Annotated in this window: 21 protein-coding genes and 1 pseudogene; 20 read left to right on the forward strand and 2 right to left on the reverse strand. The window is 70.7% G+C overall.

Annotated elements, in window-relative coordinates; genetic code table 11:
* The first annotated feature begins 38 nt into the window (after window positions 1–38).
* The 11 genes and pseudogenes from ACFYPC_RS04265 to ACFYPC_RS04315 form a co-directional block, all read left to right on the forward strand.
* Window positions 39–2,327, forward strand: coding sequence for an SWIM zinc finger family protein (locus ACFYPC_RS04265; protein ID WP_388671984.1), 2,289 nt, complete (start codon window positions 39–41; stop codon window positions 2,325–2,327).
* A 133-nt stretch (window positions 2,328–2,460) separates the two neighbouring features.
* The gene (locus tag ACFYPC_RS04270; protein WP_388670485.1) at window positions 2,461–2,586 is read left to right on the forward strand and encodes a hypothetical protein; all 126 of its coding nucleotides are present in this window, start codon (window positions 2,461–2,463) and stop codon (window positions 2,584–2,586) included.
* A gap of 59 nt (window positions 2,587–2,645) precedes the next feature.
* Complete coding sequence (locus ACFYPC_RS04275) at window positions 2,646–4,553, forward strand: RiPP maturation radical SAM C-methyltransferase (protein ID WP_388670488.1); 1,908 nt, start codon at window positions 2,646–2,648, stop codon at window positions 4,551–4,553.
* Window positions 4,550–5,134 (forward strand): DUF5825 family protein, encoded by a 585-nt coding sequence (locus ACFYPC_RS04280; RefSeq protein ID WP_388670491.1) that lies wholly within the window; start codon window positions 4,550–4,552, stop codon window positions 5,132–5,134. Before ACFYPC_RS04275 ends, ACFYPC_RS04280 begins: the two co-directional genes overlap by 4 nt.
* 2 nt (window positions 5,135–5,136) lie before the next feature.
* Window positions 5,137–6,423: an MFS transporter gene (locus ACFYPC_RS04285; protein WP_388670494.1), complete on the forward strand. Its 1,287-nt coding sequence runs from the start codon at window positions 5,137–5,139 to the stop codon at window positions 6,421–6,423.
* A 277-nt stretch (window positions 6,424–6,700) separates the two neighbouring features.
* Entirely contained in the window at window positions 6,701–7,996 is a 1,296-nt protein-coding gene (pcaC, locus tag ACFYPC_RS04290; protein WP_388670497.1) for a 4-carboxymuconolactone decarboxylase, read from the forward strand.
* A gap of 91 nt (window positions 7,997–8,087) precedes the next feature.
* Window positions 8,088–8,720, forward strand: coding sequence for an MBL fold metallo-hydrolase (locus ACFYPC_RS04295; RefSeq protein ID WP_388671987.1), 633 nt, complete (start codon window positions 8,088–8,090; stop codon window positions 8,718–8,720).
* Between the two features lie 124 nt (window positions 8,721–8,844).
* The gene (locus ACFYPC_RS04300) at window positions 8,845–9,624 is read left to right on the forward strand and encodes an exodeoxyribonuclease III (protein WP_388670500.1); all 780 of its coding nucleotides are present in this window, start codon (window positions 8,845–8,847) and stop codon (window positions 9,622–9,624) included.
* A 137-nt stretch (window positions 9,625–9,761) separates the two neighbouring features.
* Window positions 9,762–10,202 carry a DUF6278 family protein gene (locus ACFYPC_RS04305; protein WP_388670503.1) on the forward strand — a complete coding sequence of 147 codons (441 nt, stop codon included), beginning with the start codon at window positions 9,762–9,764 and terminating at the stop codon, window positions 10,200–10,202.
* Window positions 10,203–10,310: 108 nt separating this feature from the next.
* Complete coding sequence (locus ACFYPC_RS04310; RefSeq protein ID WP_388670506.1) at window positions 10,311–11,054, forward strand: amino acid ABC transporter ATP-binding protein; 744 nt, start codon at window positions 10,311–10,313, stop codon at window positions 11,052–11,054.
* Between the two features lie 134 nt (window positions 11,055–11,188).
* Window positions 11,189–11,563 (forward strand): annotated as a pseudogene (locus ACFYPC_RS04315) (amino acid ABC transporter permease); the annotation flags it as partial.
* A 326-nt stretch (window positions 11,564–11,889) separates the two neighbouring features.
* Here the strand turns inward: ACFYPC_RS04315 and ACFYPC_RS04320 are convergent.
* The gene (locus ACFYPC_RS04320; protein WP_388670509.1) at window positions 11,890–12,648 is read right to left on the reverse strand and encodes a hypothetical protein; all 759 of its coding nucleotides are present in this window, start codon (window positions 12,646–12,648) and stop codon (window positions 11,890–11,892) included.
* A gap of 104 nt (window positions 12,649–12,752) precedes the next feature.
* Between ACFYPC_RS04320 and ggt the strand changes: the two genes are divergently transcribed.
* Window positions 12,753–14,558 carry a gamma-glutamyltransferase gene (ggt, locus tag ACFYPC_RS04325; RefSeq protein ID WP_388670512.1) on the forward strand — a complete coding sequence of 602 codons (1,806 nt, stop codon included), beginning with the start codon at window positions 12,753–12,755 and terminating at the stop codon, window positions 14,556–14,558.
* A 112-nt stretch (window positions 14,559–14,670) separates the two neighbouring features.
* Here ggt and map read toward each other — a convergent pair whose 3' ends face one another.
* Window positions 14,671–15,438 carry a type I methionyl aminopeptidase gene (gene map, locus ACFYPC_RS04330; protein WP_388670515.1) on the reverse strand — a complete coding sequence of 256 codons (768 nt, stop codon included), beginning with the start codon at window positions 15,436–15,438 and terminating at the stop codon, window positions 14,671–14,673.
* 32 nt (window positions 15,439–15,470) lie between these two features.
* Between map and ACFYPC_RS04335 the strand changes: the two genes are divergently transcribed.
* From ACFYPC_RS04335 to ACFYPC_RS04370, 8 genes are all read left to right on the forward strand, one after another.
* Window positions 15,471–15,725: a helix-turn-helix domain-containing protein gene (locus tag ACFYPC_RS04335; protein WP_388670518.1), complete on the forward strand. Its 255-nt coding sequence runs from the start codon at window positions 15,471–15,473 to the stop codon at window positions 15,723–15,725.
* 196 nt (window positions 15,726–15,921) lie between these two features.
* Entirely contained in the window at window positions 15,922–17,793 is a 1,872-nt protein-coding gene (locus ACFYPC_RS04340; RefSeq protein ID WP_388670520.1) for a hypothetical protein, read from the forward strand.
* Between the two features lie 173 nt (window positions 17,794–17,966).
* Complete coding sequence (locus tag ACFYPC_RS04345) at window positions 17,967–18,809, forward strand: nitrilase-related carbon-nitrogen hydrolase (RefSeq protein ID WP_388670523.1); 843 nt, start codon at window positions 17,967–17,969, stop codon at window positions 18,807–18,809.
* Complete coding sequence (locus ACFYPC_RS04350) at window positions 18,806–20,092, forward strand: aspartate aminotransferase family protein (RefSeq protein WP_388670526.1); 1,287 nt, start codon at window positions 18,806–18,808, stop codon at window positions 20,090–20,092. The genes ACFYPC_RS04345 and ACFYPC_RS04350 overlap by 4 nt, the downstream gene beginning before the upstream one ends.
* Before the next feature lie 23 nt (window positions 20,093–20,115).
* A complete protein-coding gene (locus ACFYPC_RS04355) occupies window positions 20,116–21,672 on the forward strand; it encodes a PucR family transcriptional regulator (RefSeq protein WP_388670529.1) in 1,557 nt (518 codons plus the stop codon).
* A 178-nt stretch (window positions 21,673–21,850) separates the two neighbouring features.
* Complete coding sequence (locus ACFYPC_RS04360) at window positions 21,851–22,693, forward strand: nitrilase-related carbon-nitrogen hydrolase (RefSeq protein ID WP_388670532.1); 843 nt, start codon at window positions 21,851–21,853, stop codon at window positions 22,691–22,693.
* Window positions 22,694–22,832: 139 nt separating this feature from the next.
* Window positions 22,833–24,233, forward strand: coding sequence for a dihydropyrimidinase (hydA, locus tag ACFYPC_RS04365; protein WP_388670535.1), 1,401 nt, complete (start codon window positions 22,833–22,835; stop codon window positions 24,231–24,233).
* Window positions 24,234–24,251: 18 nt separating this feature from the next.
* Complete coding sequence (locus ACFYPC_RS04370) at window positions 24,252–25,274, forward strand: TIGR03842 family LLM class F420-dependent oxidoreductase (RefSeq protein ID WP_388670538.1); 1,023 nt, start codon at window positions 24,252–24,254, stop codon at window positions 25,272–25,274.
* The last annotated feature ends 129 nt before the right edge of the window (window positions 25,275–25,403 follow it).

Below are 25,403 nucleotides of genomic sequence, written 5' to 3' on the forward strand. Positions count from 1 at the left end.
CCGGAGCGGGTCAGGGCGCCCGTGCCGGCGCGGCTGAGGTGTCCGACGGAGCCGTGGACCCGAGCCAGGCACAGTCTCCTGCCGAGGCCGATACGCCGGTAGAGGCGTCGGTCGAGACGCCGATGGAGGCGCCCGTGGAGACGGGGGCTGAGACGCGGGTGGAGAAGGGGGCCGAGGCGCCCGCGGCGACGGAGGCTGAGACGCCGGTGGAGACGGGGGCTGAGACGCCGGTCCGTACGGGGGCCGAGACATCGGCCACCCCCACGGGCAGTCCCGCAGCAGGGGCCTCGCGCCCGGGGGACATTGCGCGCGAGGCATTGCGTGCCGCGCGGGGTGAGGCGAGGCAGGCGGCGCGGACGGGCGCCGGAACCAAGCGGGTGACAAACCCCGGCAACAGGGGGGGTGAGGTGGGACGCCGTTCCGCCGACCCCGCGCCAACGGCCTCCCGGGCCCGACGGAACACCGGGAGCCAGGACCGGCGAACCGCGCCTCAAGACGTACGCGAGCTGCTCGCCGGCGCCTTCCACCCGCCCTCCGACACGGCACCGCGCGACACGACCGGAGCCGACTTCTCCGCCCCGGTCGACGCCAGGACAGCGAAACACCGGCCGGCACTCGCGGACGACCGGCCCGAAGCGACCTCAAGTGCGGGCCCGGCGCGGCGCGGTGGCGATGGCGAGGCAATCCGGGAATCGCGCTCGGCGCAGGCCGGGGACACGTCCGAGGCGCCCCGGAATGCGCAGCCCGAGCGAGCCGTTGCCGCGTGGGAGCCGATCCGGGACTCGGGGGCGCGGCCTGCGGACCCACACGGCACGACTTCCGATTCGCCTGGGGCGCAGCCTGACGGGGCACCGCGCGGACCGGTTGTGGTCCAGGGCGCGCAGCCCGGAGCCGCAGGCGGGACGACCTCGGACGCGCACCCTCCGCAGTCCGATCCCGCGACCGTCGCCTCCCCGGACGCCACGCCCCCGTCCCCGCCCGAAGCAACCCGCGCCCCGCGCCCCGCGCACCCCGGGCCGACAGCGCGGTCTGCGGCCACGGCCATGCGGCAGCTCCCGCGTTCCATGGGATCCCCTGGTCGCGACGGTGAGTTGCGCCGTACGTTCGAGGCCTTTCCGGCGCGGGCGTCGGGGGACGACGGCTTCGCGGAGACGTGGTGGGGGAACGCGTGGGTGAGGGCGCTGGAGGAGGGGGCGCTCGATACGGCGCGGCTCGCACGGGGGCGGGCGTATGCCGGCCGCGGGCACGTGGACGCGGTCACCGTCACGCCGGGACTGGTCCTCGCGTACGTGCACGGGAGCCGTCCGCGGCCCTATCGCGTGCAGGTCGCCGTCGGGACGCTGTCGGACGCCGACTGGGACCGTTTCCTCGACGCGGTCGCCGAACGGCCCGGGGACATCGCCGCCCTGCTCGACAAGGAGATGCCCAAGTCGCTCGCCGAGTGCGGGGTCGCCCTGCTCCCCGGCCCCGGCGAGCTCGAACCGCACTGCAGCTGCCCCGACTTCGGGCACCCCTGCAAGCACGCAGCGGCCCTCTGCTACCAAACCGCACGGCTGCTGGACGAAGATCCCTTCGTGCTCCTCCTCCTGCGCGGCCGCGGCGAACGCGAGCTGCTCGACGCGCTGTCCCGCCGCAACGCGGCCCGGACCGCCCGCGCCGCCCAGGACCAGAAACCGACCCCCCTCCCCGGCATCCGCGCCCGCGACGCCCTCGCGCGGCGCGTACTGCCACCCCTCCCGTCGCCACTCCCACCGCCCGCGCACCCCGAGCAGCCGCCGACCTACCCGGACGCACCGGGCGGCCCGGACCCGTTCGCGCTCGACCAGTTGGCCACCGACGCGGCCGCCCGCGCCCACGCGCTGCTCACCGCGGGCCGCGATCCGGTCGCGGGCCTGACGCTCTGGCAGGACGCGGTGCGTCTCGCCGCCGCCCGGCCCGGTTCCGGCCTCACCGCAGCGACCCGCACCCTCTACGCCTCGCTCGCCGCCGCGGCGGGACGCACCCGGCCCGACCTCGCGCGTGCGGTCGCCGCCTGGCGGCAGGGCGGCTTCGAAGGGCTCACCGTCCTCGAGGAGCCCTGGGATCCACCGGCGGGCCGCTTCGACCGGGCCCGTCCGCTGCTCCTCGCCGCCGATCTCCCCGCTTTCCGCCCCTGGCGCAACCACCTCACCCACCCGCGAGGCCACGCCCAACTCCGCCTCGGTCACAGCGGTCTCTGGTACGCGTACGAGTCCGAACCGGGCCAGGACGACTGGTGGCCCCGTGGCACCCCCGACCTCGACCCGGTCGGCGCGCTCACGGGCCTCGGCGCACCGGGCGACCTCTGACGCAGGCCCGACCCCGAATATCCCGAAGTCGCTCTCGGTGATCCCGTGCTGCACGGCCTCGGACGGGCGGGCCGCTCCGCCGTAGGGGTTCTTGTGGGGCTTATGTGATGCCTCGTAAGGTGAACTGCTCTGCGTGGCACGTGAGTTCGAGGTCGTCGACCAGGGGAGAGCCGTGGAGATCAAAAAGGTAGTGATCCGCGAAGAGGAGCGCACGAACCGCAAGCCCGCCGTCATGGAAAAGCGCCCGCCGACCCGCTGACCGGGCGGGAACGTGAGCGACAGCGGGACATCAGAGGGACGGCGACGGGGGAGAGTGGTGTGCGCGTACAGCTGGTGACCATGCCGTGGCATCCGATCGATCTGCCCTCTCTCCAAGTGGGCCTGCTGCACCAGCTGTTACGGCAGGTCCGCCCGGACGACGATGTGCGTGAGTTCCACGGCTCGCTGCGCTGGGCGGAGTTCCTCCTCGAACGGTCCGGCGGGCGGCTGCGCCCCGGTGACTACGAGGCGATCGGCAGCGATTCGATCTTCGACGGCCTCGGTGACTGGGTCTTCTCGGGTGTGCTGTACGAGGACGAGAACTGGGGCGTCGCCCGGCTGAAGGAGTACGCCGCACGTCGCGGCCTCTGCATCGACACCGCCTCCGACATGAGGGTCCACGCGACCGAGTTCATCGCCGAGTGCGCGACGGCGGTGCTCGCCCAGGAACCGGACGTTGTCGGGTTCACCAGCACGTTCATGCAGAACGTACCCTCGCTCGCGCTGGCCAGGGAGCTCAAGCGCCACCGTCCAGGGCTCACCGTCGTCTTCGGCGGCAGCAACTGCGACGGCCCGATGGGGCACGCCCTGCACCGCAACCATCCCTTCGTCGACCACGTGGTGCGCGGCGAGGGCGAGTACGCCTTCCCGGCGCTCCTGCGCCACCTGGACGCCGATACGCCACCGGCCGATGTACCGGGCCTGTGCTGGTGGGAAGGGCGGACGGACGGCCGGGTCTCGCGGGCGAACACCGAGTCCCGGCGCACCGTGGCGCCTTCCGACATCCCCGCGCCCGACTACGACCACTGGCAGGCAGCCCTCGACGCATCCCCCGTCCTCGAATACGTCTACCCGAAGCTGGTGGTGGAGGGGGCACGCGGCTGCTGGTGGGGCGAGAAGCACCACTGCACCTTCTGCGGGCTCAACGGCTCCTCCATGGCGTTCCGCGCCAAGTCCGGCGAGCAGTTGTGGAGCGAGATCGACCACCTCGTACGACGGCACCGCATCCTCGACGTCGTCACCGTCGACAACATCATCGACATGGCGTACTTCAAGGACTTCCTGCCCCGCGCAGCCGAGAGCGGCTGGGACCTGCGCATGCACTACGAGGTCAAGTCCAACCTCACTCGTGAACAGATCGCCCTCCTCGGGCGGGCCGGAGCCGTGCTCATCCAGCCCGGCATCGAAAGCCTGAGCAACCGGGTCCTGGACCTCATGGACAAGGGCGTCAGCGGTGCCCGTAACGTCCGCACACTCCGTGAGTGCGAGAACCACGCGCTGACCGTCACCTGGAACTACCTGTACGGCTTCCCGGGCGAGACCGTCGAGGACTACGCCCCGGTCGTCGACCAACTGCCCGCCCTCGTCCATCTGCAGCCCCCGGGCGGCGCCCACCGCATCCAACTGGAGCGTTTCAGCCCGAACTTCACGGACCCGGGGTTCGGCTTCGGCAAGCGGCGACCGGCCGAGATGTATCACCATGTCTACGAGCTGCCCGAGTCCGAACTCACCGACCTCGTCTACCTGTTCACGACGGAGGACGCGGGCATCGGCGGAGAGACCGAGAGCCGGCTCAAGCGGGCCGTCGCGGCATGGCGCGACGGACATCACGGATCGAGCCTGGTGATGGAGGAAGCGGAGCCGGAGGAGGGCGTGGACGTACTGCTCGTACACGACCGGCGCCACGGCTGGCCCCGCCGCACCCACCGGCTGACCGGCTGGCAGGCGCAAGCGCTGCGCCGCCTCGAGGACGGGCGGACGGAGCCGGCCCTGCGCCGGCTGCTGACCGGCGACGGACACGACATCCCGGCCGAGGAGCTGAGCGAGTGGATCCAGCAGGCTCAGGCGACGGGGCTGGTGTTCCGCGACGGGCGGACGTACGTGTCCCTGCCCACGTGGGACGTGCCGGTCCGTATCGACCCGAACCCTGCTCCGCAATCCACGGACCGTCAGGAGGTGGCCGGATGACCGGGCTTCCCGAGACCGTCCCCCACCGCGTGATCGGCCGACAGGTCCACGTGGACGTGCCGCTGCGCCTGGGCGGGTCGGGACGCGAGACCGCGGTGGCGGTCCAGTTCCTGCGCGAGTGCCAGTGCCAACAGCTCCGTACGCACTGGGAGATCGCCTACGAAGACCGGCCGCGAGGCGACGACGAGCTCGCCACACATGACGCCCCGTACGTACGGATGCTGCATCACCTCCCACCGCCCGTCGAACGGCCTGACGAAGCAGGCGAGTTGAGCGCGTGGCGCACCTCGTACGCCGCCTTTCCCGCGGGCATGCTCTACCACCGCCGCGGCCCGGACTTCATCACCGTCATGGACCGCAGAGAGCGGCCCGCCTCGGCGAGGTTCACCCTCGACCACCCGGATCTGCTCGCCACCTTCGCCACGGTCCAGGAGCCCACGGCGCTCGGTGAACTCGACGCCGTGCAGCGGGAGGCCGTCGACCTGCTCGCGGCCGAGCGGCTCGCTCTCGTCGCCGACGGCTGGGCGGTGGCCCTGCCGCCGCGGCTGCGCCGTTGGCCCGTTCCCTGCACGGGGATCTGAGGGTGGGCGCGTCACGGGCCGACGGGACGGTCCCCCTGCGTCGCCACCGTCCCTTCGTGCTGCTGTGCGGCGAGCAGGTCGCCAGCTCCGTCGGGCGGCAGATCACCGCTCTCGCACTGACCCTGCTGGCAGTGACCGACCTCGGCGCGGGACCGCTCGGGGCGGCCGCGCTGCTGGCGCTGACCTATCTGCCCGGCGCCGTGCTGAGCCCGCTGGCCGGAGCGATCGTCGACCGGATCAGGCTGCGCCTGCTCCTCGTGTGGGTGACCATCCTGCAAACCCTGGTCGTCGGTTCGATCCCGTTGGCCGGCGCAGTGGGGCATGTCACCTTGGCGCACCTGTACGTGGTCGCAGGCGTCTCGGGCACCCTGACCTTCACGCTCTCGGTCGCACTCCAGGCAGCGCTGCCGCGCGTCGTCGGACCGGAGCGGCTCCTCGCCGCCAACTCGGCGCTGACCGCGGCCCGTACGAGCGGACAGGTCGGCGGACCTGCGCTCGGCGGTGTCATGGTCGGGCTGCTGGGAGCCGACGCGGCGCTCCTCGCGGGCAGTGCGGCCTACGCAATCGAGGCGCTCTTTCTGTTCGCGCTGCCCGCCGCGCTGAACGGGCTGACAGGCTCGCGGGGGGCCGCCCGCGCGAAGTCCCTGGCCGGCTCGCTGCGTACGGGACTCGCGGTGGTGCGCGCCGAGCGCCGGCTGCGCCGCATGGTCCTGGCGGGCGCCGGACTCAACGCCGGCAGCGGTGCGGCGGCCGCCCTCTACGTCTTCTACGCGACTCGCGATCTCGCCCTGCCTGCCTGGCAGTTGGGCACGACGTACGCGGCCTACAGTGCGGCCACCCTGGCGGGCGCTCTGCTCGCCGGACGCTTTGCCAGGACCTCGGGGCTGTGGCGGGCCACGCAGATCTTCGGACTCGCGGCAGGCGCTGCCGTCTTCCTGATCCCCGCCGCGTCGCTGGGTCTCGCCTTCCCTGTGCTGCTCGCGTACCAGGTCTGCTACGGCCTCTCCGGCACCATATGGATGATCTCCATGACGACCACGCAACAACTGGTCACCCCTGACGGCATGCAGGGCCGCGTCGCGGGACTCGTGCAGGCGGTGCTGCTCACGACGGTGCCGGTCGGAGCCCTTACGGGCGGTGCGCTGGCCGCCTGGCTCGGCAACGTACCCATGCTCATGGGTGCGGCGGCCGTGACCCTGATCTCCGCGGCGACCCTTTGGGCACCCATGGGGGCGGGCGTCACGGCGCCGGAGCGGGTCTTGGACGCGGAGGCGGAGAGCCGCCGCTAGTCATTACTCGGACGAGGTTGAAATGGCCGACCGGCGGCGTCCCCATATGGGAGGACGAGGCAGGCTTCGACTCGGTGAACCGGTCCAGGCGGTACCGCCGACCCGTCCAGTGTCACGGAGAGGTGGGCAGGTGCGGGGATCGGACCACGACGCGGTGGTGCGACACCCCGACCTGGTGTCCTGAGCGCATGCACCCGCATGTGGCGGACCCGTGTGGGCGGCGTGCACAAACAGGGCCTGTGTCCGCGCCCACAGGGACGGAAGTTAGCTTGGAACGGTGAGTGAGACGACGATCCCTGCCCTCCAGTACCGCTTCGACGGCCCGGAAAACGCCCCGGTCCTGATCCTGGGCCCGTCCCTCGGCACCACCTGGCACATGTGGGACCGGCAGGTCCCGGAGCTGGCGAAGCACTGGCGGATCTTCCGCTTCGACCTGCCCGGACACGGTGGCGCGCCCGCCTACCCGGCGGGTTCGGTCGCCGAAGTCGTCCAGCGGCTGCTCACCACGCTCGACGGGCTCGGCGTGCAGCGCTTCGGGTACGCGGGATGCGCGTTCGGCGCCGCAGTCGGGATCGAGCTGGCGTTGAGCCGCCCGGAGCGGCTCGCCTCGCTCGGCGTGATCGCCGCCTCACCCCGCTTCGGAACGGCGGACGAGTTCCGGCAGCGCGGTGTGATCGTACGTACGAACGGGCTCGACCCGATCGCCCGGATGTCGCCCGAGCGCTGGTTCACGGAAGGGTTCGCCGCCACCCAGCCCGCGATCACCGAGTGGGCCGTGCAGATGGTGCGCACCACCGACCCCGGCTGCTACATCGCCGCCTGCGAGGCACTCGCCGCGTTCGACGTACGGGCCGAACTCCCCCGGATCGGTGTGCCGACCCTCGTCCTGGTCGGCTCCGACGACCAGGTCACCGGGCCCGCCGAGGCCCGCACCCTGGTCGCCGGCATACCGGACGCCCGGCTCGCGGTCGTACCCGGCGCCTCGCACCTGGTCCCCGTGGAGCAGCCCGCCGCGGTCACCGATCTGCTGGTACGGCATTTCTCCAGCGCCTGGCAGCCCGCGTTCGACTCGGCGACCGGCCAGACGGCGATCCCGGCGGGCCCGGTCAAGCCGGTCCTGGTCCCGCCCGCTCCGGGAGTCCCGGTGGCAGAGATCGCGGCGCCCGTCGCGCGGGCCGAGACCCTGGGGCGGCCCGACCCGTACGACGCCGGGATCAAGGTGCGCCGCGAGGTGCTCGGCGACGCGCACGTGGACCGGGCACTGGCCTCGGCGGACGAGTTCTCCGGGGACTTCCAGGAATTCGTCACCCGGTACGCCTGGGGCGAGATCTGGGACCGGCCCGGGCTCGACCGGCGCTCGCGCAGTTGCGTCACGCTCACCGCGCTGGTCGCGGGCGGTCACCTCGACGAACTCGCCTTCCACATCCGCGCCGCCCTGCGCAACGGCCTCACCCCGGTGGAGATCAAGGAGGTGCTCCTCCAGGCGGCCGTCTACTGCGGAGTACCGGCCGCGAACAGCGCCTTCAAGGTGGCCCAGCGGGTCATCCGCGAGGAGACAACTCCCCAGGAGTGACCGCCCCCGTGATCTTCATCCGGGCAGTAGGACCACCAGTCTCAGCAGGCCGTCGCCGGGCCGACGGGGGCAGGATGGAGCCATGACGCTGATGAAGTTCACCAAGAAGTCCCACGCCTGCATCCGCCTGGAGAAGGACGGACGCACGCTCGTCATCGACCCGGGCGCCTTCAGTGAGGAGGACGCGGCGGTCGGCGCGGACGCAATCCTGATCACCCACGAGCACGCCGACCACTTCAGCGAGGACCGGCTGCGGGCCGGCCTGGAGGCCAACCCGGGCGCCGAGATCTGGACTCTGAAGTCGGTCGCCGACCAGATCTCGGCGGCCTTTCCGGGACGCGTGCACACCGTCGGCCACGGCGACACGTTCACCGCCGCGGGCTTCGACGTCCAGGCGCACGGCGAACTGCACGCCGTGATCCACCCGGACATCCCGCGCATCACCAACGTCGGCTATCTCGTCGACGGCCGTGTCTTCCACCCGGGCGACGCCCTCACCGTCCCCGACCACCAGGTCGAGACGCTGCTGCTCCCCGTGATGGCCCCCTGGAGCAAGATCTCCGAGGTCATCGACTATGTGCGCGAGGTCAAGCCGCAGCGTGCGTACGACATCCACGACGCCCTGCTCACCGACCTCGCCCGGCCGATCTACGACAGCCAGATCGGCGCCCTGGGCGGCTCTGAGCACGTGCGGCTCACGCCGGGGGACTCGGCGCAGGTCTGAGTCACCGGAGACGGACGGCTCCCGCACGCACCCGGCGACCCGTGCACCCGCCCCTCCGCGCACAAGGCCCACGCACAAGGCGCCGCCGGGCTCGTTGTCGTACCCGGCCGGTAAGTTGTGAGTCATGCGCATCGCCACCTGGAACGTGAACTCGATCACCGCCCGTCTCCCGAGGCTGCTGGCCTGGCTGGAGAGCAGCGGCACCGACGTGCTGTGCATCCAGGAGACCAAGACCACCGCCGAGCAGTTCCCCGCCGATGAGCTGAGAGCACTGGGCTACGAGTCGGCGGTGCACGCCACGGGGCGGTGGAACGGCGTGGCGGTGGTCTCCCGAGTGGGTCTGGAAGACGTCGTCAAGGGCCTGCCGGGCGACCCCGGCTTCGACGGTGTCCAGGAGCCCCGCGCGGTCTCCGCGACCTGCGGCCCGGTCCGCGTCTGGTCGGTGTACGTGCCGAACGGACGCGAGGTGGACAACCCCCACTACGCGTACAAGATCCTGTGGTTCGAGGCCCTCAAGGCGGCGATCGCGGGCGACGCGGCGGGCAGCCGGCCGTTCGCGGTGCTGGGTGACTACAACGTGGCGCCGACGGACGAAGACGTCTGGGACATCACTCTCTTCGACGGCGCCACGCACGTCACACCGGCCGAGCGCGCCGCTCTCGCCGCCCTGCGCGAGGCGGGCCTCTCGGACGTGGTCCCGCGTCCCCTCAAGTACGAGCACCCGTTCACCTACTGGGACTACCGCCAGCTCGGCTTCCCGAAGAACCGCGGCATGCGCATCGACCTGGTCTATGGGAACGAGCCGTTCTCGAAGGCCGTCACCGACGCGTACGTGGACCGCGAGGAGCGCAAGGGCAAGGGCGCGTCGGATCACGCGCCGGTCGTGGTGGACCTCGACGTCTGAGGGGAGGCGGGTCGGCGGTGAACTTCCTTGGTCCGGCGTCCACTTGGAGCGCAGCCTCCACACAGGGGAACGTCTCTCGAACAGACGACCCCGCGCGCCTGTGGTGTGCCGCCCGGCGTGAATGACACGCTGGGTTGATGAACATCCCTTTTCTCGGCAAATGGCGCAAGAAGCGTGCCCCCGCGTTCGGTGTCGCGGTGGTCTCCGACGGCGCGGCCGACTCCGAGGGTGTCGCCGAACTCCTCGCCGAGTGTGATCTGCTGCGCTCCCAGGCGGAGTTGGCCGGAGTCGAACTCGACGACTCCGTGGCCTCGTTGGAGGCGCTCGACCAACTGCTGCCACGCTGGCGGGACGACGAGGAAAGCCTTCCCTGGCTCGGCAACGACGCGGGGCTGTACGTCGGCACGGTGATCGTGCGCACCGTCCCAGGAGCCGTCTGGCAGGTCTGGCCCGACGGCCATCCCGTGGTGCGTCTGACGTCCGGCCGGGAGATCGATGTGGTCGCCTCCGGCCAGACCTGGGCGTCCAGTGGCGAGCCTGAACTCTCGCAGCTTTACGCAGAGGTTTCGGAGGGCTAACCGCACAATACGGCTAATGCCTGAAAAGTGCGTGTCGCGCAATAAGTCCATTCTTGCCCGGATAGTTTGCGGCAACTGCGACACAGCTGAGAGTGGGTAGGGCCGGGCATGGCTGTCGATCCGTTGATCGAGCTGCACGACGTGAACAAGTACTTCGGGGAGTTGCATGTCCTTCAGGACATCAACCTCACCGTCGGAAAGGGGGAGGTGGTCGTCGTCATCGGCCCGTCGGGGTCGGGCAAATCGACATTGTGCAGGGCGATCAACCGACTGGAGGCCATCGCGTCGGGGACGATCAAGCTCGACGGCAAGCCGCTTCCGGATGAGGGCAAGGCGCTCGCCCAGCTCCGCGCCGAGGTGGGCATGGTCTTCCAGTCCTTCAACCTCTTCGCCCACAAGACGGTCCTCGACAACGTCTCGCTCGCCCAGATCAAGGTCCGCGGCCGCAAGCGACAGGAGGCCGACAAGCGCTCCCGCGAACTCCTGGACCGCGTGGGCCTCGCCTCGCAGGCTTCGAAGTACCCGGCACAACTCTCCGGCGGGCAGCAGCAGCGCGTGGCGATCGCCCGCGCCCTCGCCATGGATCCCAAAGCCCTTCTCTTCGACGAGCCGACCTCGGCGCTCGACCCCGAGATGATCAACGAAGTGCTTGAGGTCATGCAGCAGCTCGCGCGCGACGGCATGACGATGGTCGTCGTCACCCACGAGATGGGCTTCGCCCGCTCCGCCGCCAACCGCGTCGTCTTCATGTCCGACGGCCGCATCGTCGAAGACCGGACACCGGAGGAGTTCTTCACCGCCCCGCGCAGCGAGCGCGCCAAGGACTTCCTCTCCAAGATCCTCAAGCACTGAGCGGGGGAACGCACCGCATGATCCGTAACCCACGTGCGTGCCGCGCCCTCGCGGCGCTTACGGCACCGACCGCCACGGCCGTGGCCTGCGGCAAGGAGGGCAGCCTGCCGGGGGCGTTCAGCGTCACCGAACTGCTCGGCACGCGCAAGACCCAGGTCATGTCGTACGTCCTGGTGCCCCAGGCCGTACGGTCCATGCCGGCCACCGTCATCAGCCAGTCGGTGGTGGCAGTGACGGGCACCTTGCTCGGCCGGCTGATCACCTACGAAGAGTTTCTGCACGCCGACCAGCTCATCGCGTCGAACCTGGACTACGATTTGCCGTTCATCCCCGCGGTGATGGTGATCTCACCGATCTGCATCGGGATGTGCATGCTGCTCAGCTGGTTCGCCCCATGGGTGTTCCGGCGGGAGCAGCGCAGTCCCAAGACCGAGGCCGTGAATGTGGCACCGGCCGAACCAGGGACGCTGCTGCCGGGTGGGGGTCCCCCCACAGCCCCGAGGTTGTAGGGGAGCAGCAGCTCACGGGCCCTCAACCCGCCCGGCAGCAGCCGGAGATCACTGCTTGCGCAGAGGCACCGACACATACGAAGGGTCGTGCCCCGGCCAGGAGAAGGTCAGCTGCGTGCCGGACGGGTTGTGCTCGATTTTGAGGCTCTCTTCCCCGCGAACTGAACGGGGGAGATTCCTCCCTACCTCGCGGTGGCGGGTTTGACGCCGTGGGAAGCGCGCCTGGCGACTGCTCTCCCGCCAGCCGGGACGAGCGCGTGTCCCGTCCGGTATCACCGGTCGCCAGGTGGTCTGCAGTCGGGCGTCTGCCCGTGGAAGCATGAAACCTAGGAGGCGCGGTGGGAGTTCCGTGCCGCCGTCGCCTCCGGCAGCGGGGCCCGCGCCGCGCGCGTCACATCCGCGACCAGCTCGACGACATCAGGGCCGTACGCCTGGGAGTTGACGACCTTCAGGAGGAGGACGAAGGAGTCGTTGCCGTGCTTGCGCGCCAGCCGTTCGTGGTTGCGGACCAGATAGCGGGAGGCCGCCTGGTTGGTGATAGCGCGCTGGCCGCAGAACAGGAAGACGGGCCGGGCCGGGCCGGGTTGCCCGGCCGTGAGCCGGGCGAGCAGCACGTACTCGGTCACGCCCTGCTCCATGCGGTAGCGCTCACTGCCGACCTGGAACGCCAGCCGGTCGGGGACCGGTTCGGGGTCGGTGTTCACGCGGACCCCGGGCAGCATGGCCTGCATATGGGCCGCCATGCGCCGGTTCGACCCCGGGCCGCCGACGCAGAACTCCGTGCGCTCCCCGAAACCCTGCCGGGCCGCGTCCTGGGTGATCACGTCGGCGTGCGCGCCGCAGTCCTTGATGAGCGCGGCGAGTTCCAGGAGCGCGAACACGTCGTAGCGGTGCACCGCGAGGTCGGCGCTGCCCGCGTCGCGGTTGACCACCAGCAGCGACTCGGAGTTGGCCGGCAGCCCGAAGAAGGCCTGCTTGCGGCGGAGCTTCCGCTTCCACAAATAGGTCCGTGCCAGCCAGCCGAGTGCGGCGCTGATGCCGGCGGCGAGCACGCCCAGGACGATGTTGCGCACGTCGTCAGTCATGGGCGCGCATGCTAGCGGGAATGCGCAACGGTGTTCGAGGGGGTCCTGACGTGAGCACCGCGCTGAAGTTACGCTGCGCGGAAAGTTGTTGACTGGAGGTACGGATGCGTCGCCCTGTTGCGCGGAATCTGGCGGTGTTGGCGGTTTCGGCCGTGGTGGTGTCGGTCGGCGCGGCGGCGCCGCCTTCCGCCGTCGGCGGAACGGCCGTCGCCGAGAAGGTGCCGGTCGCCGTCGGTTACGGCGGTGCGGTGGCCAGTGTCGACGCGGACGCCTCCGCCGCCGGGATCGAGGTCCTGAAGAAGGGCGGCAACGCGGTCGACGCGGCGGTCGCCACCGCGGCGGCCCTCGGTGTCACCGAGCCCTACTCGTCGGGCATCGGTGGGGGCGGCTACTTCGTCTACTACGACGCCAAGTCCCGCAAGGTGCAGACCATCGACGGCCGGGAGACCGCGCCGCTGACGGCCGACTCCGGGCTGTTCCTGGAGAACGGGCAGCCGATCCCCTTCGCCGACGCGGTCACCAGTGGGCTGGGTGTGGGCACGCCGGGCACGCCCGCGACCTGGCAGACGGCGCTGGAGAGCTGGGGCAGCAAGCGGCTGAGCACCGTGCTCGAGCCCGCCGAGCGCCTCGCACACGACGGCTTCACCGTCGACGCCACCTTCCGCTCGCAGACCGAGTCCAACCAGGCCCGCTTCAAGAACTTCCCCGACACCGCGGAGCTGTTCCTCCCCGGCGGCTCGCTCCCGGTGGTCGGCTCGACCTTCAAAAATCCCGATCTCGCCCGTACCTATCAGGAGTTGGGCACGAAGGGCGTCGACGCGATCTACGACGGCGACCTCGGCCAGGAGATCGTCGACACGGTGAACAACCCGCCGGTTGACCCGAGTTCCGGCTACAACGCCCGCCCCGGCGAGCTGTCCCTCGACGACCTCGCGACGTACGAGGCCAAGCGGCAGGCGCCCACGAAGACCTCGTACCGAGGTCTGAACGTCTACTCGATCGCCCCGTCCTCCTCGGGCGGCACCACGGTCGGCGAGGCGCTCAACATCCTTGAGAAGACCGACCTTTCGAAGGCGAGCGAGGCGGAGTACCTGCACCGCTACATCGAGGCGAGCCGGATCGCGTTCGCGGACCGGGGGCGCTGGGTGGGCGACCCCGCCTTCGAGGACGTACCGACGAAGGAACTGCTGTCGCAGCAGTACGCCGACTCGCGCGCGTGCCTGATCAAGGATGACGCGACACTGACGAGCCCGCTCGCGCCGGGTGACCCGCGGAACCCTGCGGCCTGCTCGACGGCCGGATCGGCGGCTCCGACGACGTACGAGGGCGAGAACACCACGCACCTGACGGTGGCCGACAAGTGGGGCAACGTCGTCGCGTACACCCTGACCATCGAGCAGACCGGCGGCAGCGGCATCACGGTCCCGGGTCGCGGGTTCATCCTCAACAACGAGCTGACGGACTTCTCCTTCACTCCGGCGAGCCCGGCCGTGCCCGACCCGAACCTGCCCGGTCCCGGCAAGCGGCCGCGTTCGTCGATCTCGCCGACGATCGTCCTCGACCAGCACAACAAGCCGGTCGTGGCGCTCGGTTCGCCGGGCGGCGCGACCATCATCACGACCGTGCTGCAGACCTTGACGGGCGTCCTGGACCGGGGTCTCCCGCTGGTGGACGCGATCGCGGCGCCGCGCGCGAGCCAGCGCAACCAGACCACCACCGAGCTCGAACCGGGCCTGTGGAACAGTCCGTTGAAGGCTCAGCTGGAGTCCGTCGGACAGGCCTTCCGGCAGAACCCCGAGATCGGCGCGGCGACGGGCGTGCAGCGGCTGCCCGACGGGCGGTGGCTCGCGGCGGCGGAGACGGTTCGGCGGGGCGGCGGTTCGGCGATGGTGGTGCGGCCGGCGCCGTAGCGGCGGGTGGGGCGGACGGCCTCGCCGCCCGCCCCACCGGGTACGGTCGTCCCGCTCCGAGGGGACGCGCGGGTACGGTCGGCCGCTTCACCGCCGCACATCGGTACCGGGATCAGCGGGCCGTCAGGATTCGCGGGCCCGCGTCCGTGATCGCCACGGTGTGTTCCGCGTGGGCCGCGCGGGAGCCGTCGTTCGTGCGGAGGGTCCAGCCGTCGGGGGCCTCGTGGTAGCCGTCGGTGCCGCCGCCGATGAGCATGGGCTCGATGGCGATGACCATGCCGTGGCGGAGCGGGAAACCGCGGCCGGGGCGGCCCTCGTTCGGGACGGACGGGTCCTCGTGCATATGGCGGCCGATGCCGTGCCCGCCGAACCCCTGCGGGATGCCGTACCCCGCGGTGCGGCACACCGTGCCGATGGCGTGCGCGATGTCTCCGATGCGGTTGCCGACCACGGCGGCCGCGATGCCCGCGGCGAGGGCGCGCTCGGCTGCCTCGATGAGGCGTACGTCGGCGGCGCGCGGTGTCCCGACGGTGAAGCTGAGCGCCGAGTCGCCCACCCAGCCGCCCAGTTCGGCACCGAAGTCCATGGAGACGAGGTCGCCGTCGCGCAGCCGGTAGCCGGTCGGGATGCCGTGCACGATCGCGTTGTTCACGGAGGCGCAGATGACCGCGGGGAACGGGGTGGTCGCGAACGAGGGGCGGTAGCCGAGGAAGGGAGAGCTCGCGCCCGCGTCGCGCAGGATCTGGTGCGCGATCTCGTCCAGTTCCAGGAGTGAGACCCCCACGTCGGCGGCCTCCCGTACTGCCGTCAGGGCTCGGCCCACGACCTGGCCGGCCTCGTACATCTCGTCGATCGATGTGTCCGTCTTCAGTTCCACCATGCCAATTACTATACCGGTATTAGAATGCCGTCATGGTCCGTAACCCCCTGACCCCCGAAGAGCGCGAACGCGGCGAGCGGCTCGGGCGACTACTGCGTGAAGCCCGCGGCGGCCGGAGCATGGCTCAGGTCGCCGCACACGCCGGGATCTCCGCCGAGACCCTGCGCAAGATCGAGACCGGGCGGGCGCCCACCCCGGCCTTCTTCACCGTGGCGGCGCTCGCGCGGGCGCTCGGGCTGTCCATGGACGACCTCGCGGGGGAGTGTGCGCTGTTGGCCGTGATGTGAACCGGGATTGGCCGCCGTCCGGTCTGTGGCGGCACTCCGACTCCCCGCCGGATCACGGCAACTCCGTGGGAATCGTCCCAACTCCGTTGGGGATCACAGGAGTCTGCGGCCGGTCCGAAAACTGCTCGTAGCCGTTCCGTAACACGGAGGGTGTTTTCTACGGATCAGAGCACTCCATTCTCGCGGGAGTTGTGTGATGGCTGTGGAACAACTCCCGGTTCAGGTGGGGGAGTTCGCAAGGTTTCTGAACACGCTGATGGAACGGCTCGACCAGGGCGGTGGCTGGTGCGGAGTGTTCTGGCAGCGTGATCCCGACGGTATGCGGGCCTGCCTGGGCGGGTGGGAGGTGCCGCCCTGGGACGTCGTGGAGGCGCTCCTCCAGGACGTCGCGGCTGAGTACGGTGACCGCGCCGCCGCCCGGGAGGCCGAGCGGGCCCGCGCCCTGCACGGTGCCTCCCTCGCCGCGTACGACGCCCGGCCGGGCGGCCGCGACGCCCTCGGTGACCGTCTCGACATCGTCCTCCGTGAACAGCGCTACGCCGCGGAGCGCCAGGCGGAGCTGGGCCGGCTGCTCCGCTCGGCCGCCTCGCCGGAAGAGGCCGACTCGATCCGCCTCGACCTCGCCTGGGCCCATGACGACCACGAGCGGGCGACCGCCCGCTGCGCGGAGATCCGCCGCCGCATGGAGGACGTCGACCGGAGTGGTCTCCAGCCACACTCCCGGAGCGCGCCGAACCTCGGCCTGTGGGAGCCGGAGGACGGGGCGGAGCCGCCCGACGGGGCCGCCGCCGGGCAAGGCGGTGGGGACCAGCCGTCCGAGGCGAGCCGCGGGGGACTCGGACCTGGCCGAGCGGCCCGCCGCCGCGCGAGGGCCCCCGAGCAGACGGAACCGCGGTCGCCGTCCACGGACGGCGCGATGCCTGACGCAGGGATACCGGACGCGGGGATGCCGGACGACAGGATGCCGGACGACTGGGCGATCCCTGGGGCGCCCTCCCCGGGCGCCGCACGCCCCACCTCGAACACCGCTGCCGGTGCGTATCCGGACGGGTACGTCCCGCAGTACGCCTCGCACGCCCAGCGTGAAGGTGCCTACGCCGCCGAGGGCTCCGGCCCCGGCGCGCACGGCCGGCGCGAAAGCGGGTACGCACCCACCGCCCACCGAGACGACGGCTCCCGCCCTGCTGCGGCGCACCGCGACGGCATGCACGCCGCCGACCCGCACCGCGACGGCATGCACGCCCCCGACGCGCAACCCGAGGGCATCCGCGCGCCCGGCGCAGAGTCAGACGGCTCCCAGCCCCCGGCCGAGGACCGCACGGCCCCCACCACCAAGCAACGCTCGAAGCGCCGGACCCGAGGCAGCGCCCGCTTCGCCGGAATGACGGAGCCCGAGGCGGAGACGGCTCCCTCGGGCGCCCCCGAGACAGTGGCGCTCACCCCGGCCGCGAAAGGCGGCCGTACCCCCCGCGGGGCCCGCTTCGCCGGAGCCGCCACGGAGAGCGAAGCGGCGCAGCCGAAGCGGGTCCCGCTGGACGACGATGCCCGGCGGGACACCGTCGAGACCGTGGGAGCGCTGGTCCGATTCCGCAGGGAGGGCCGCAGCGGTGAGGCGCACGCCCTGCTCGTGGAGGCCGCGTACTGGCCGGCCCCCCGCTTCCCGCTGCTCGCCGCCGAACTGCACCGCGCGGGCCTCGACGCCGACTGGGCCACCCTGCTCTGGGAGGCCGCCTCGCTCCCCGCCGACCGGCTGGTCGCCGCCGCGGACGCGCTCGTCGCCGCGGGCCGCACGGCCGACGGGCAGCAGTTGCTGCGGCAGGGCGTCGCCCGCCCCGCGCCGGAGATCGGGGCCGCCGTACTGGGCCTCGCGGAGGACGGCCGCCACCGGGAGGCCCGCGCGCTCCTCGGCGCGTACGTACGGATGCGCACCCCCGAGGAGACGGCCCGCAGCGCGGAAGCGGACCCGCAGCGGCTGGTGCCGCTCCTTCTGGAGGCCGCGAAGGGTGTTTCCGAGGAGCGCCACTGGGATCTCATGCACGCCCTCCGGGTCGCCGGGTTCACCACCTGACCGGTCCGGCGGGGTCCCCCGCGCTCACCCACAAGAGGTGCGAAACGTGATCGACTCAGCGGGTTAACGACGATGGTCTTGGCAAGGCTGTTCAGTGGGCTTACTTTCGAGCCTCTACCGCCTTTGTCTACGGGCGTAGAAGCTCTCTGACATCCCTGTCGAAGGAGCAGCTCATGGCCAACGTCGTACGCGCCGCTCTCGTCCAGGCCACCTGGACCGGCGACACCGCATCCATGGTCGCCAAGCACGAGGAGCACGCCCGCGAGGCGGCCCGGCAGGGCGCCAAGATCATCGGCTTCCAGGAAGTCTTCAACGCCCCCTACTTCTGCCAGGTCCAGGAGCCCGAGCACTACGCCTGGGCGGAGCCCGTGCCGGACGGGCCCACGGTCACTCGCATGAAGGAGCTCGCCCGCGAGACCGGCATGGTCATCGTCGTGCCCGTGTTCGAGGTCGAGCAGTCCGGCTTCTACTTCAACACCGCAGCCGTGATCGACGCCGACGGCACCTATCTCGGCAAGTACCGCAAGCACCACATCCCCCAGGTCAAGGGATTCTGGGAGAAGTACTACTTCAAACCGGGGAACCTGGGCTGGCCCGTCTTCGACACCGCGGTGGGCCGCGTCGGCGTCTACATCTGTTACGACCGGCATTTCCCCGAAGGCTGGCGTCAGCTCGGTCTCAACGGCGCCCAGCTCGTCTACAACCCGTCGGCGACCTCCCGCGGCCTCTCCTCCCACCTCTGGCAGCTGGAACAGCCCGCCGCGGCCGTCGCCAACGAGTACTTCATCGCCGCGATCAACCGGGTCGGCGAAGAGGAGTACGGCGACAACGACTTCTACGGGACCTCGTACTTCGTCGACCCGCGCGGCCAGTTCGTCGGCGAGACGGCGAGCGACAAGGCGGAGGAACTCATCGTCCGCGACCTCGACTTCGACCTGATCCAGGAAGTGCGCCAACAGTGGGCGTTCTACCGCGACCGGCGTCCCGACGCCTACGAGGGGCTGGTGCAGCCGTGACCGACCTGTACGCGCGCCACAAGGCCGTGCTGCCCGAGTGGCTCGCCCTCTACTACGAGGACCCGATCGAGATCACCCACGGCGAGGGCCGGCACGTCTGGGACGCAAAGGGCAAGCGGTACCTCGACTTCTTCGGCGGCATCCTCACCACCATGACGGCGCACGCGCTGCCCGAGGTGACGAAGGCCGTGAGCGAGCAGGCCGGGCGGATCATCCACTCCTCGACCCTCTATCTCAACCGGCCGATGGTCGAACTCGCCGAGCGCATCGCCCAGTTGTCCGGCATCCCGGACGCGCGGGTCTTCTTCACCACCTCCGGCACGGAGGCCAACGACACGGCCCTGCTGCTCGCCACCGCCTACCGGCAGAGCAACCAGATCCTGGCGATGCGCAACAGCTACCACGGCCGCTCGTTCACCACCGTCGGCATCACCGGCAACAAGGGCTGGTCGCCGACCTCGCTCTCACCGCTCCAGACGCTGTACGTCCACGGCGGCGTCCGCACCCGCGGTCCCTACGCCCATCTCAGCGACGCCGAGTTCATCGCGGCCTGCGTCGCCGACCTGGAGGACCTGCTCGGTCATGTGCGCCCGCCCGCGGCCCTGATCGCCGAACCCGTGCAGGGCGTCGGCGGTTTCACGGCGCCGCCCGACGGTCTGTTCGCGGCCTTCCGCGAGGTTCTGCAGCAGCGCGGCATCCTCTGGATCGCCGACGAGGTGCAGACCGGCTGGGGGCGTACGGGCGAGCACTTCTGGGGCTGGCAGGCGCACGCCGAGGCCGGCCCGCCGGACATGCTCACCTTCGCCAAGGGCATCGGCAACGGCATGTCCGTCGGCGGTGTCGTGGCGCGCGCCGAGATCATGAACTGCCTCGACTCCAACTCCATCTCGACCTTCGGCGGCTCGCCGGTCACGATGGCGGCGGGTCTCGCGAACCTCACGTACCTCCTCGAACACGACCTCCAGGGCAACGCCCGGCGCGTCGGCGGTCTGCTCATCGAGCGGCTGCGGGCGATCACCGCGCACGTGGACGGCGTACGGGAGGTCCGCGGCCGTGGGCTGATGATCGGCGTCGAGCTGGTCAAGCCAGGCACGGACGAGGCTCATCCGGAAGGAGCCGCGGCCGTGCTCGAAGCGGCCCGGGACGAAGGCCTGTTGATCGGCAAGGGCGGCGGTCACAACACCAGCGTGCTGCGCATCGCGCCGCCGCTGACCCTCACCGTCGCGGAGGCGGAGGAGGGCGCGGCGATCCTGGAGCGCGCGCTGAGGTGTATCACCCCGTAGGACTGAGCAAGGGAACGTCGCCCATGACCACCGCCTTGGAACCCGCGCTTTCGGTACGCCAGGTCCTTAACATGGACCGGGTGCTCGCCGGAGAGCCCGAGGTGGTGGCCGGGGCGAGCCATCTCGACCGCGCCGTTCGCTGGGTGCATGTCGCCGAGGCCGCCGACGTCGGTGTGATGCTCACGGGCGGCGAAATGGTGCTCACCACCGGGGTGTTGCTCGCCGGCGACGTGGAGGCACAGGCCGAGTACATCCGTTCGCTGCACCGCGCGGAGGCCGCGGCCGTCGTCCTCGGGCTCGGCCGGGCCTTCCCCACGCCTCCGGACGTGATGCGCAGGGCGGCCGAGCGGTGCGGGCTGCCGATGGTGGTGCTCCATCGGCCCTTCCCCTTCGCAGAGTTGACGGAGGAGGTTCAGTCCCGGCTGGTCAGCAGCAAGTTCGCGGCCGTGAGTCTCTCCGAGGCCGTACGGACGGCGCTGACCGGGCTCATCACCTCGGGCGCTCCGCTGCAGCGCATGCTCGACGAGATCGCCGGGCACGCCGCCTGTCCCGTCGTCGTCACCAACCTGGCTCACCGTGTCCTCGCCACGGCGGGGGAGCGGTCGGCCGTGGACGACGTGTTGCGTGACTGGGAGCGCATCTCCCGGCAGGCGGGCGGCAGTGAGGGCGACGGGTGGATCAGGGCCGAGCTGGGCGGCCGAGGGGAGCGCTGGGGCCGCATCGTGCTGTGCGGGTACCGCGGCGACGCGGCCACCGGGCGACTGCTCGCCGACCGGGCGGCCGAGGCCCTCGTCCTGCACCGGCTGCTTGCCGGCTCCGCGCACACCTGGGAGGAGCAGGCCGCGCAGAGCCTGCTGACCGACCTGGTGAGCGGTGTCGTACCGGCCCGGCAGCTGTTGCCGCGGGCGCGGGCGGCCGGGCTGCCCGTCAACCGGCGTGCGTTCGTGCCGTTGGTGGTGCGGGACGGCGATCCGGCTGAACTCGACCGTGTGCTGCGGTTGTTGGGGCTTTTGGGCCTGGTCGCCGAGCTCGCGGACGGAGTCACCGCCGTGCTGCTCAGCCTGGCCCGGGACCAAGACGCGGAGGCGCTGGCCACGCACTTCGCCCTACGGCTGCGGCACGAGAGCGGCGCCCCCACGACGGTGGCCGCCGCGTCCCCCCGTACGGCATGGGACGACGTCCCCGCGGGCCTGCGCGAGGCACTGCACGTCGTCGAGGCGGCCGCCGACGCGCCCGCCGACCAGGAACAGCCCGTGCTTCTGCGGCTCCGTGACGTCCATCTGCGCGGTCTGGTACGGCTGCTGCGTGACGACCCGAACGTGCAGTCCTTCGCCGAGCGGGAGCTGGACGGGCTGCTGTGCGGCGCCGACGCCGATCAGGAGCTGCTGCCCGTGCTGCGGACGTACCTCGCGACAGGCCGCAACAAGTCCCGCACCGCGCAGCTCCATCACGTCAGCAGGCCGGCGCTGTACCGCCGTCTCGAGGTGATAGAGGCCAGTCTCGGCGTCGACCTCGACGACTTCGAACAGGCCGCGTCCGTACACATCGCGCTCCTCGCGCACGATGCGCAACAACGATGAAACGCCGCACGACTCAGCTGAAACATGGGACTACGAGGAGGTGACACCGTGGAACGGCAGAGCGCTTCAGACGTGACACGGTGCACCTCAAACCCGGCTCCAGTACTTCCTAGGCTCCTGGGGCGGACGACGGCACTTTCGACGCCCGCCCCAGCACACCGAGCGACCGGAGGTCCCGATGAGCAGAGTGATCCGAGCCGCCGTCTTCCAGGCCGCGTGGACCGGCGACAAGGAGTCGATGATCCAGGTCCACGAGCAGGCGGCCCGCGACGCGGCCGCGCAGGGCGCCCAAGTCCTGTGTTTCCAGGAACTGTTCTACGGGCCGTACTTCTGCCAGGTCCAGGACAAGGCGTTCTACGAGTACGCCGAGCAGATCCCCGAAGGCCCGATCGTCCGGCGTTTCCAGGCGCTGGCCAGGGAACTGGGCATCGTCCTCGTGCTGCCGATGTACGAGGAGGAGCAGCCCGGCGTCCTGTACAACACCGCGGCGGTGATCGACGCCGACGGCTCGTACCTGGGCAAGTACCGCAAGACCCACATCCCCCAAGTGCAGGGATTCTGGGAGAAGTTCTACTTCCGGCCGGGCAACTCCGGCTGGCCCGTCTTCGACACCGCCGTCGGGAAGATCGGTGTCTACATCTGCTACGACCGGCACTTCCCGGAGGGATGGCGGGCGCTGGGCCTGGCGGGCGCCGAGATCGTCTTCAACCCCTCGGCCACCTCGCGCGGACTGTCCGGCTACCTGTGGCAGCTGGAGCAGCCGGCCGCGGCCGTCGCCAACGAGTACTTCGTGGGCGCGATCAACCGGGTGGGCGTCGAGGAGTACGGCGACAACGACTTCTACGGGACCTCGTACTTCGTGGACCCGGAAGCCCAGTTCGTCGGCGAGGTGGCCGGCGACAAGGAGACGGAGCTCGTCGTCCGGGACCTGGATCTGGCCAAGCTCCGCGAGGTGCGCGACCGGTGGCAGTTCTACCGGGACCGCGCTCCGGGGGCGTACGGGCCGCTGACGGCTCCGTAGCCGCCTCGAACTCCGCGGGCCCGGCTCACGGGGGGTCGGGCCCGCGGGACCCATTGCTCTACCAGGGAACAGCGTCGACCTCAGCTTTCAGCGGCTTCGGTGTTCTCCCAGTGCACGTACGACCGGAAGGAGAGGGAGCATGAGCCGTACCGTCATCCGTGGTGGCCTCGTCGTCACCGCGTCCGACGAGATCCATGCCGACGTCCTGATCGAGGACGGCCGCATCGCCGCTCTCGCCGCCACCGGCACCCCGGCGGCCGACGCGTGGACGGCCGAGCGGACCATCGACGCCACCGGCAAGTACGTCATCCCGGGCGGCGTCGACGCGCACACCCACATGGAGCTGCCCTTCGGCGGCACCTTCGCCTCCGACACCTTCGAGACGGGCACCCGGGCCGCGGCCTGGGGCGGCACCACCACCATCATCGACTTCGCGGTGCAGAGCGTGGGCCACTCCCTGCGCGAGGGCCTCGACGCCTGGAACGCCAAGGCGGACGGCAAGTGCGCCATCGACTACGCCTTCCACATGATCGTCTCCGACGTCAACCAGGAGACGCTCAAGGAGATGGACCTCCTGGTGGAGGAGGGCGTCACCTCCTTCAAGCAGTTCATGGCCTACCCCGGCGTCTTCTACAGCGACGACGGCCAGATCCTGCGCGCCATGCAGCGCTCCGCCGAGAACGGCGGTCTGATCATGATGCACGCGGAGAACGGCATCGCGATCGATGTGCTCGTGGAGCAGGCGCTGTCCCGTGGCGAGACCGACCCCCGCTTCCACGGCGAAGTGCGGAAGGCGCTGCTGGAGGCCGAGGCCACCCACCGTGCCATCAAACTCGCGCAGGTGGCCGGGGCGCCCCTGTACGTCGTGCACGTCTCGGCGCAGGAGGCGGTCGCCGAGCTGGCACGGGCGCGCGATCAGGGCCTGAACGTCTTCGGCGAGACCTGTCCGCAGTACCTGTTCCTGTCCACGGACAACCTGGCCGAGCCCGACTTCGAGGGCGCGAAGTACGTGTGCAGTACGCCGCTTCGGCCCAAGGAGCACCAGGCCGCCCTGTGGCGCGGACTGCGTACGAACGACCTCCAGGTCGTCTCCACCGACCACTGCCCCTTCTGCTTCGTGGGCCAGAAGGAGCTCGGCCGCGGCGACTTCTCGAAGATCCCCAACGGCCTCCCGGGTGTCGAGAACCGGATGGACCTGCTCCACCAGGCAGTCGTCGACGGGCACATCTCGCGCCGCCGCTGGATCGAGATCGCCTGCGCGACCCCGGCCCGGATGTTCGGCCTGTACCCGAAGAAGGGCACCATCGCGCCGGGCGCCGACGCCGACATCGTCATCTACGACCCGCACGCCGAGCAGGTCCTGTCGGTGGAGACCCACCACATGAACGTCGACTACTCGGCGTACGAGGGCAGGCGCGTCACCGGCCGGGTCGAGACGGTGCTCTCGCGCGGCGAACTCGTCATCACCGAGCGGGAGTTCACCGGACGCGCGGGCCACGGCGTCTACACCCCCCGCTCCACCTGTCAGTACCTTCTCTGAGCGACCAGGAGCGGCGCCATGGACTTCGGACTCGTCCTGCAGACAGACCCCCCTGCCTCCCGCGTCATCGACCTGATGAAGCGGGCGGAAAGCAACGGATTCACGTACGGCTGGACCTTCGACTCCGCCGTGCTCTGGCAGGAACCCTTCGTGATCTACAGTCAGATCCTCGCGAACACCGAGAAGTTGACGGTCGGCCCGATGGTCACCAACCCGGGCACCCGCACCTGGGAGGTCACCGCCTCCACCTTCGCGACGCTCAACGACATGTACGGCAACCGCACGGTGTGCGGCATCGGACGCGGTGACTCGGCGATGCGCGTCGCCGGCCGCAAGCCCAACACGCTGGCCCGGATCAGCGGTGCCATGAAGGTCATCCGTGCCCTCGCCCGTGGCGACGAGGCCGACCTCGGCGGCACCCTCATCAAGTTCCCCTGGGTCAGGCCGGGTGCCGAACTCCCGGTCTGGATGGCCGCGTACGGACCCAAGGCGCTGAAGATGACCGGCGAGGAGGCAGACGGGTTCATCCTCCAGCTCGCCGATCTGTACCTCACCGAGTACATGGTCAAGGCCGTGAAGGACGCGGCCGCCGGCGCGGGCCGTGACCCGTCCGAGGTCAAGATCTGCGTGGCGGCGCCCGCCTACATCACGGCGGACGACTCACCCGAGGCGCTCGCCCACGCCCGCGAACAGTGCCGCTGGTTCGGCGGCATGGTCGGCAACCACGTCGCCGACCTCGTCTCCAAGTACGGGGAGCACTCCGCCGCCGTACCCGACGAACTCACCGAATACATCAAGGCCCGTGAGGGCTACGACTACTCGCACCACGGCCGCAGCGACAACCCCGACACCAGGTTCGTGCCCGACGAGATCGTCGACCGGTTCTGCCTGATCGGCACGGCCGAGCGGCACATCGAGAAGCTGAACGCGCTGCGTGCGCTGGGCGTGGACCAGTTCGCGGTGTACGACATGCACGACGCGCAGGAGGCCACCATCGACGCGTACGGGACGAAGGTCATCCCGGCCGTCAACGGTCTGTAACATCCGCTCGCAGAAGGGTCCTTGAGGCCCTCCTCCCCGTTCTCCCCTTCCCGCCGTCCCGGGAAGGGGATCAAGGCGCTCCCCGCGCCCCGCGAATCGCCCCGCACGGCCTTTCCCGTCACTCTCCTC

Origin of the sequence: Streptomyces sp. NPDC005808 (assembly GCF_042871385.1) — a bacterium.
In the GTDB taxonomy this organism is placed as follows: domain Bacteria; phylum Actinomycetota; class Actinomycetes; order Streptomycetales; family Streptomycetaceae; genus Streptomyces.

Coding starts and splice junctions, on each gene's coding strand:
- ACFYPC_RS04360 (WP_388670532.1), top strand. CDS start 21,851: ATGAGCAGAGTGATCCGAGCCGCCGTCTTCCAGGCCGCGTGGACCGGC.
- ACFYPC_RS04335 (WP_388670518.1), top strand. CDS start 15,471: ATGGTCCGTAACCCCCTGACCCCCGAAGAGCGCGAACGCGGCGAGCGG.
- ACFYPC_RS04355 (WP_388670529.1), top strand. CDS start 20,116: ATGACCACCGCCTTGGAACCCGCGCTTTCGGTACGCCAGGTCCTTAAC.
- ACFYPC_RS04320 (WP_388670509.1), bottom strand. CDS start 12,648: ATGACTGACGACGTGCGCAACATCGTCCTGGGCGTGCTCGCCGCCGGC.
- ACFYPC_RS04305 (WP_388670503.1), top strand. CDS start 9,762: ATGAACATCCCTTTTCTCGGCAAATGGCGCAAGAAGCGTGCCCCCGCG.
- map (WP_388670515.1), bottom strand. CDS start 15,438: ATGGTGGAACTGAAGACGGACACATCGATCGACGAGATGTACGAGGCC.
- ACFYPC_RS04280 (WP_388670491.1), top strand. CDS start 4,550: ATGACCGGGCTTCCCGAGACCGTCCCCCACCGCGTGATCGGCCGACAG.
- ACFYPC_RS04370 (WP_388670538.1), top strand. CDS start 24,252: ATGGACTTCGGACTCGTCCTGCAGACAGACCCCCCTGCCTCCCGCGTC.
- ACFYPC_RS04340 (WP_388670520.1), top strand. CDS start 15,922: ATGGCTGTGGAACAACTCCCGGTTCAGGTGGGGGAGTTCGCAAGGTTT.
- ACFYPC_RS04295 (WP_388671987.1), top strand. CDS start 8,088: ATGAAGTTCACCAAGAAGTCCCACGCCTGCATCCGCCTGGAGAAGGAC.
- ACFYPC_RS04300 (WP_388670500.1), top strand. CDS start 8,845: ATGCGCATCGCCACCTGGAACGTGAACTCGATCACCGCCCGTCTCCCG.
- ggt (WP_388670512.1), top strand. CDS start 12,753: ATGCGTCGCCCTGTTGCGCGGAATCTGGCGGTGTTGGCGGTTTCGGCC.
- ACFYPC_RS04345 (WP_388670523.1), top strand. CDS start 17,967: ATGGCCAACGTCGTACGCGCCGCTCTCGTCCAGGCCACCTGGACCGGC.
- hydA (WP_388670535.1), top strand. CDS start 22,833: ATGAGCCGTACCGTCATCCGTGGTGGCCTCGTCGTCACCGCGTCCGAC.
- ACFYPC_RS04310 (WP_388670506.1), top strand. CDS start 10,311: ATGGCTGTCGATCCGTTGATCGAGCTGCACGACGTGAACAAGTACTTC.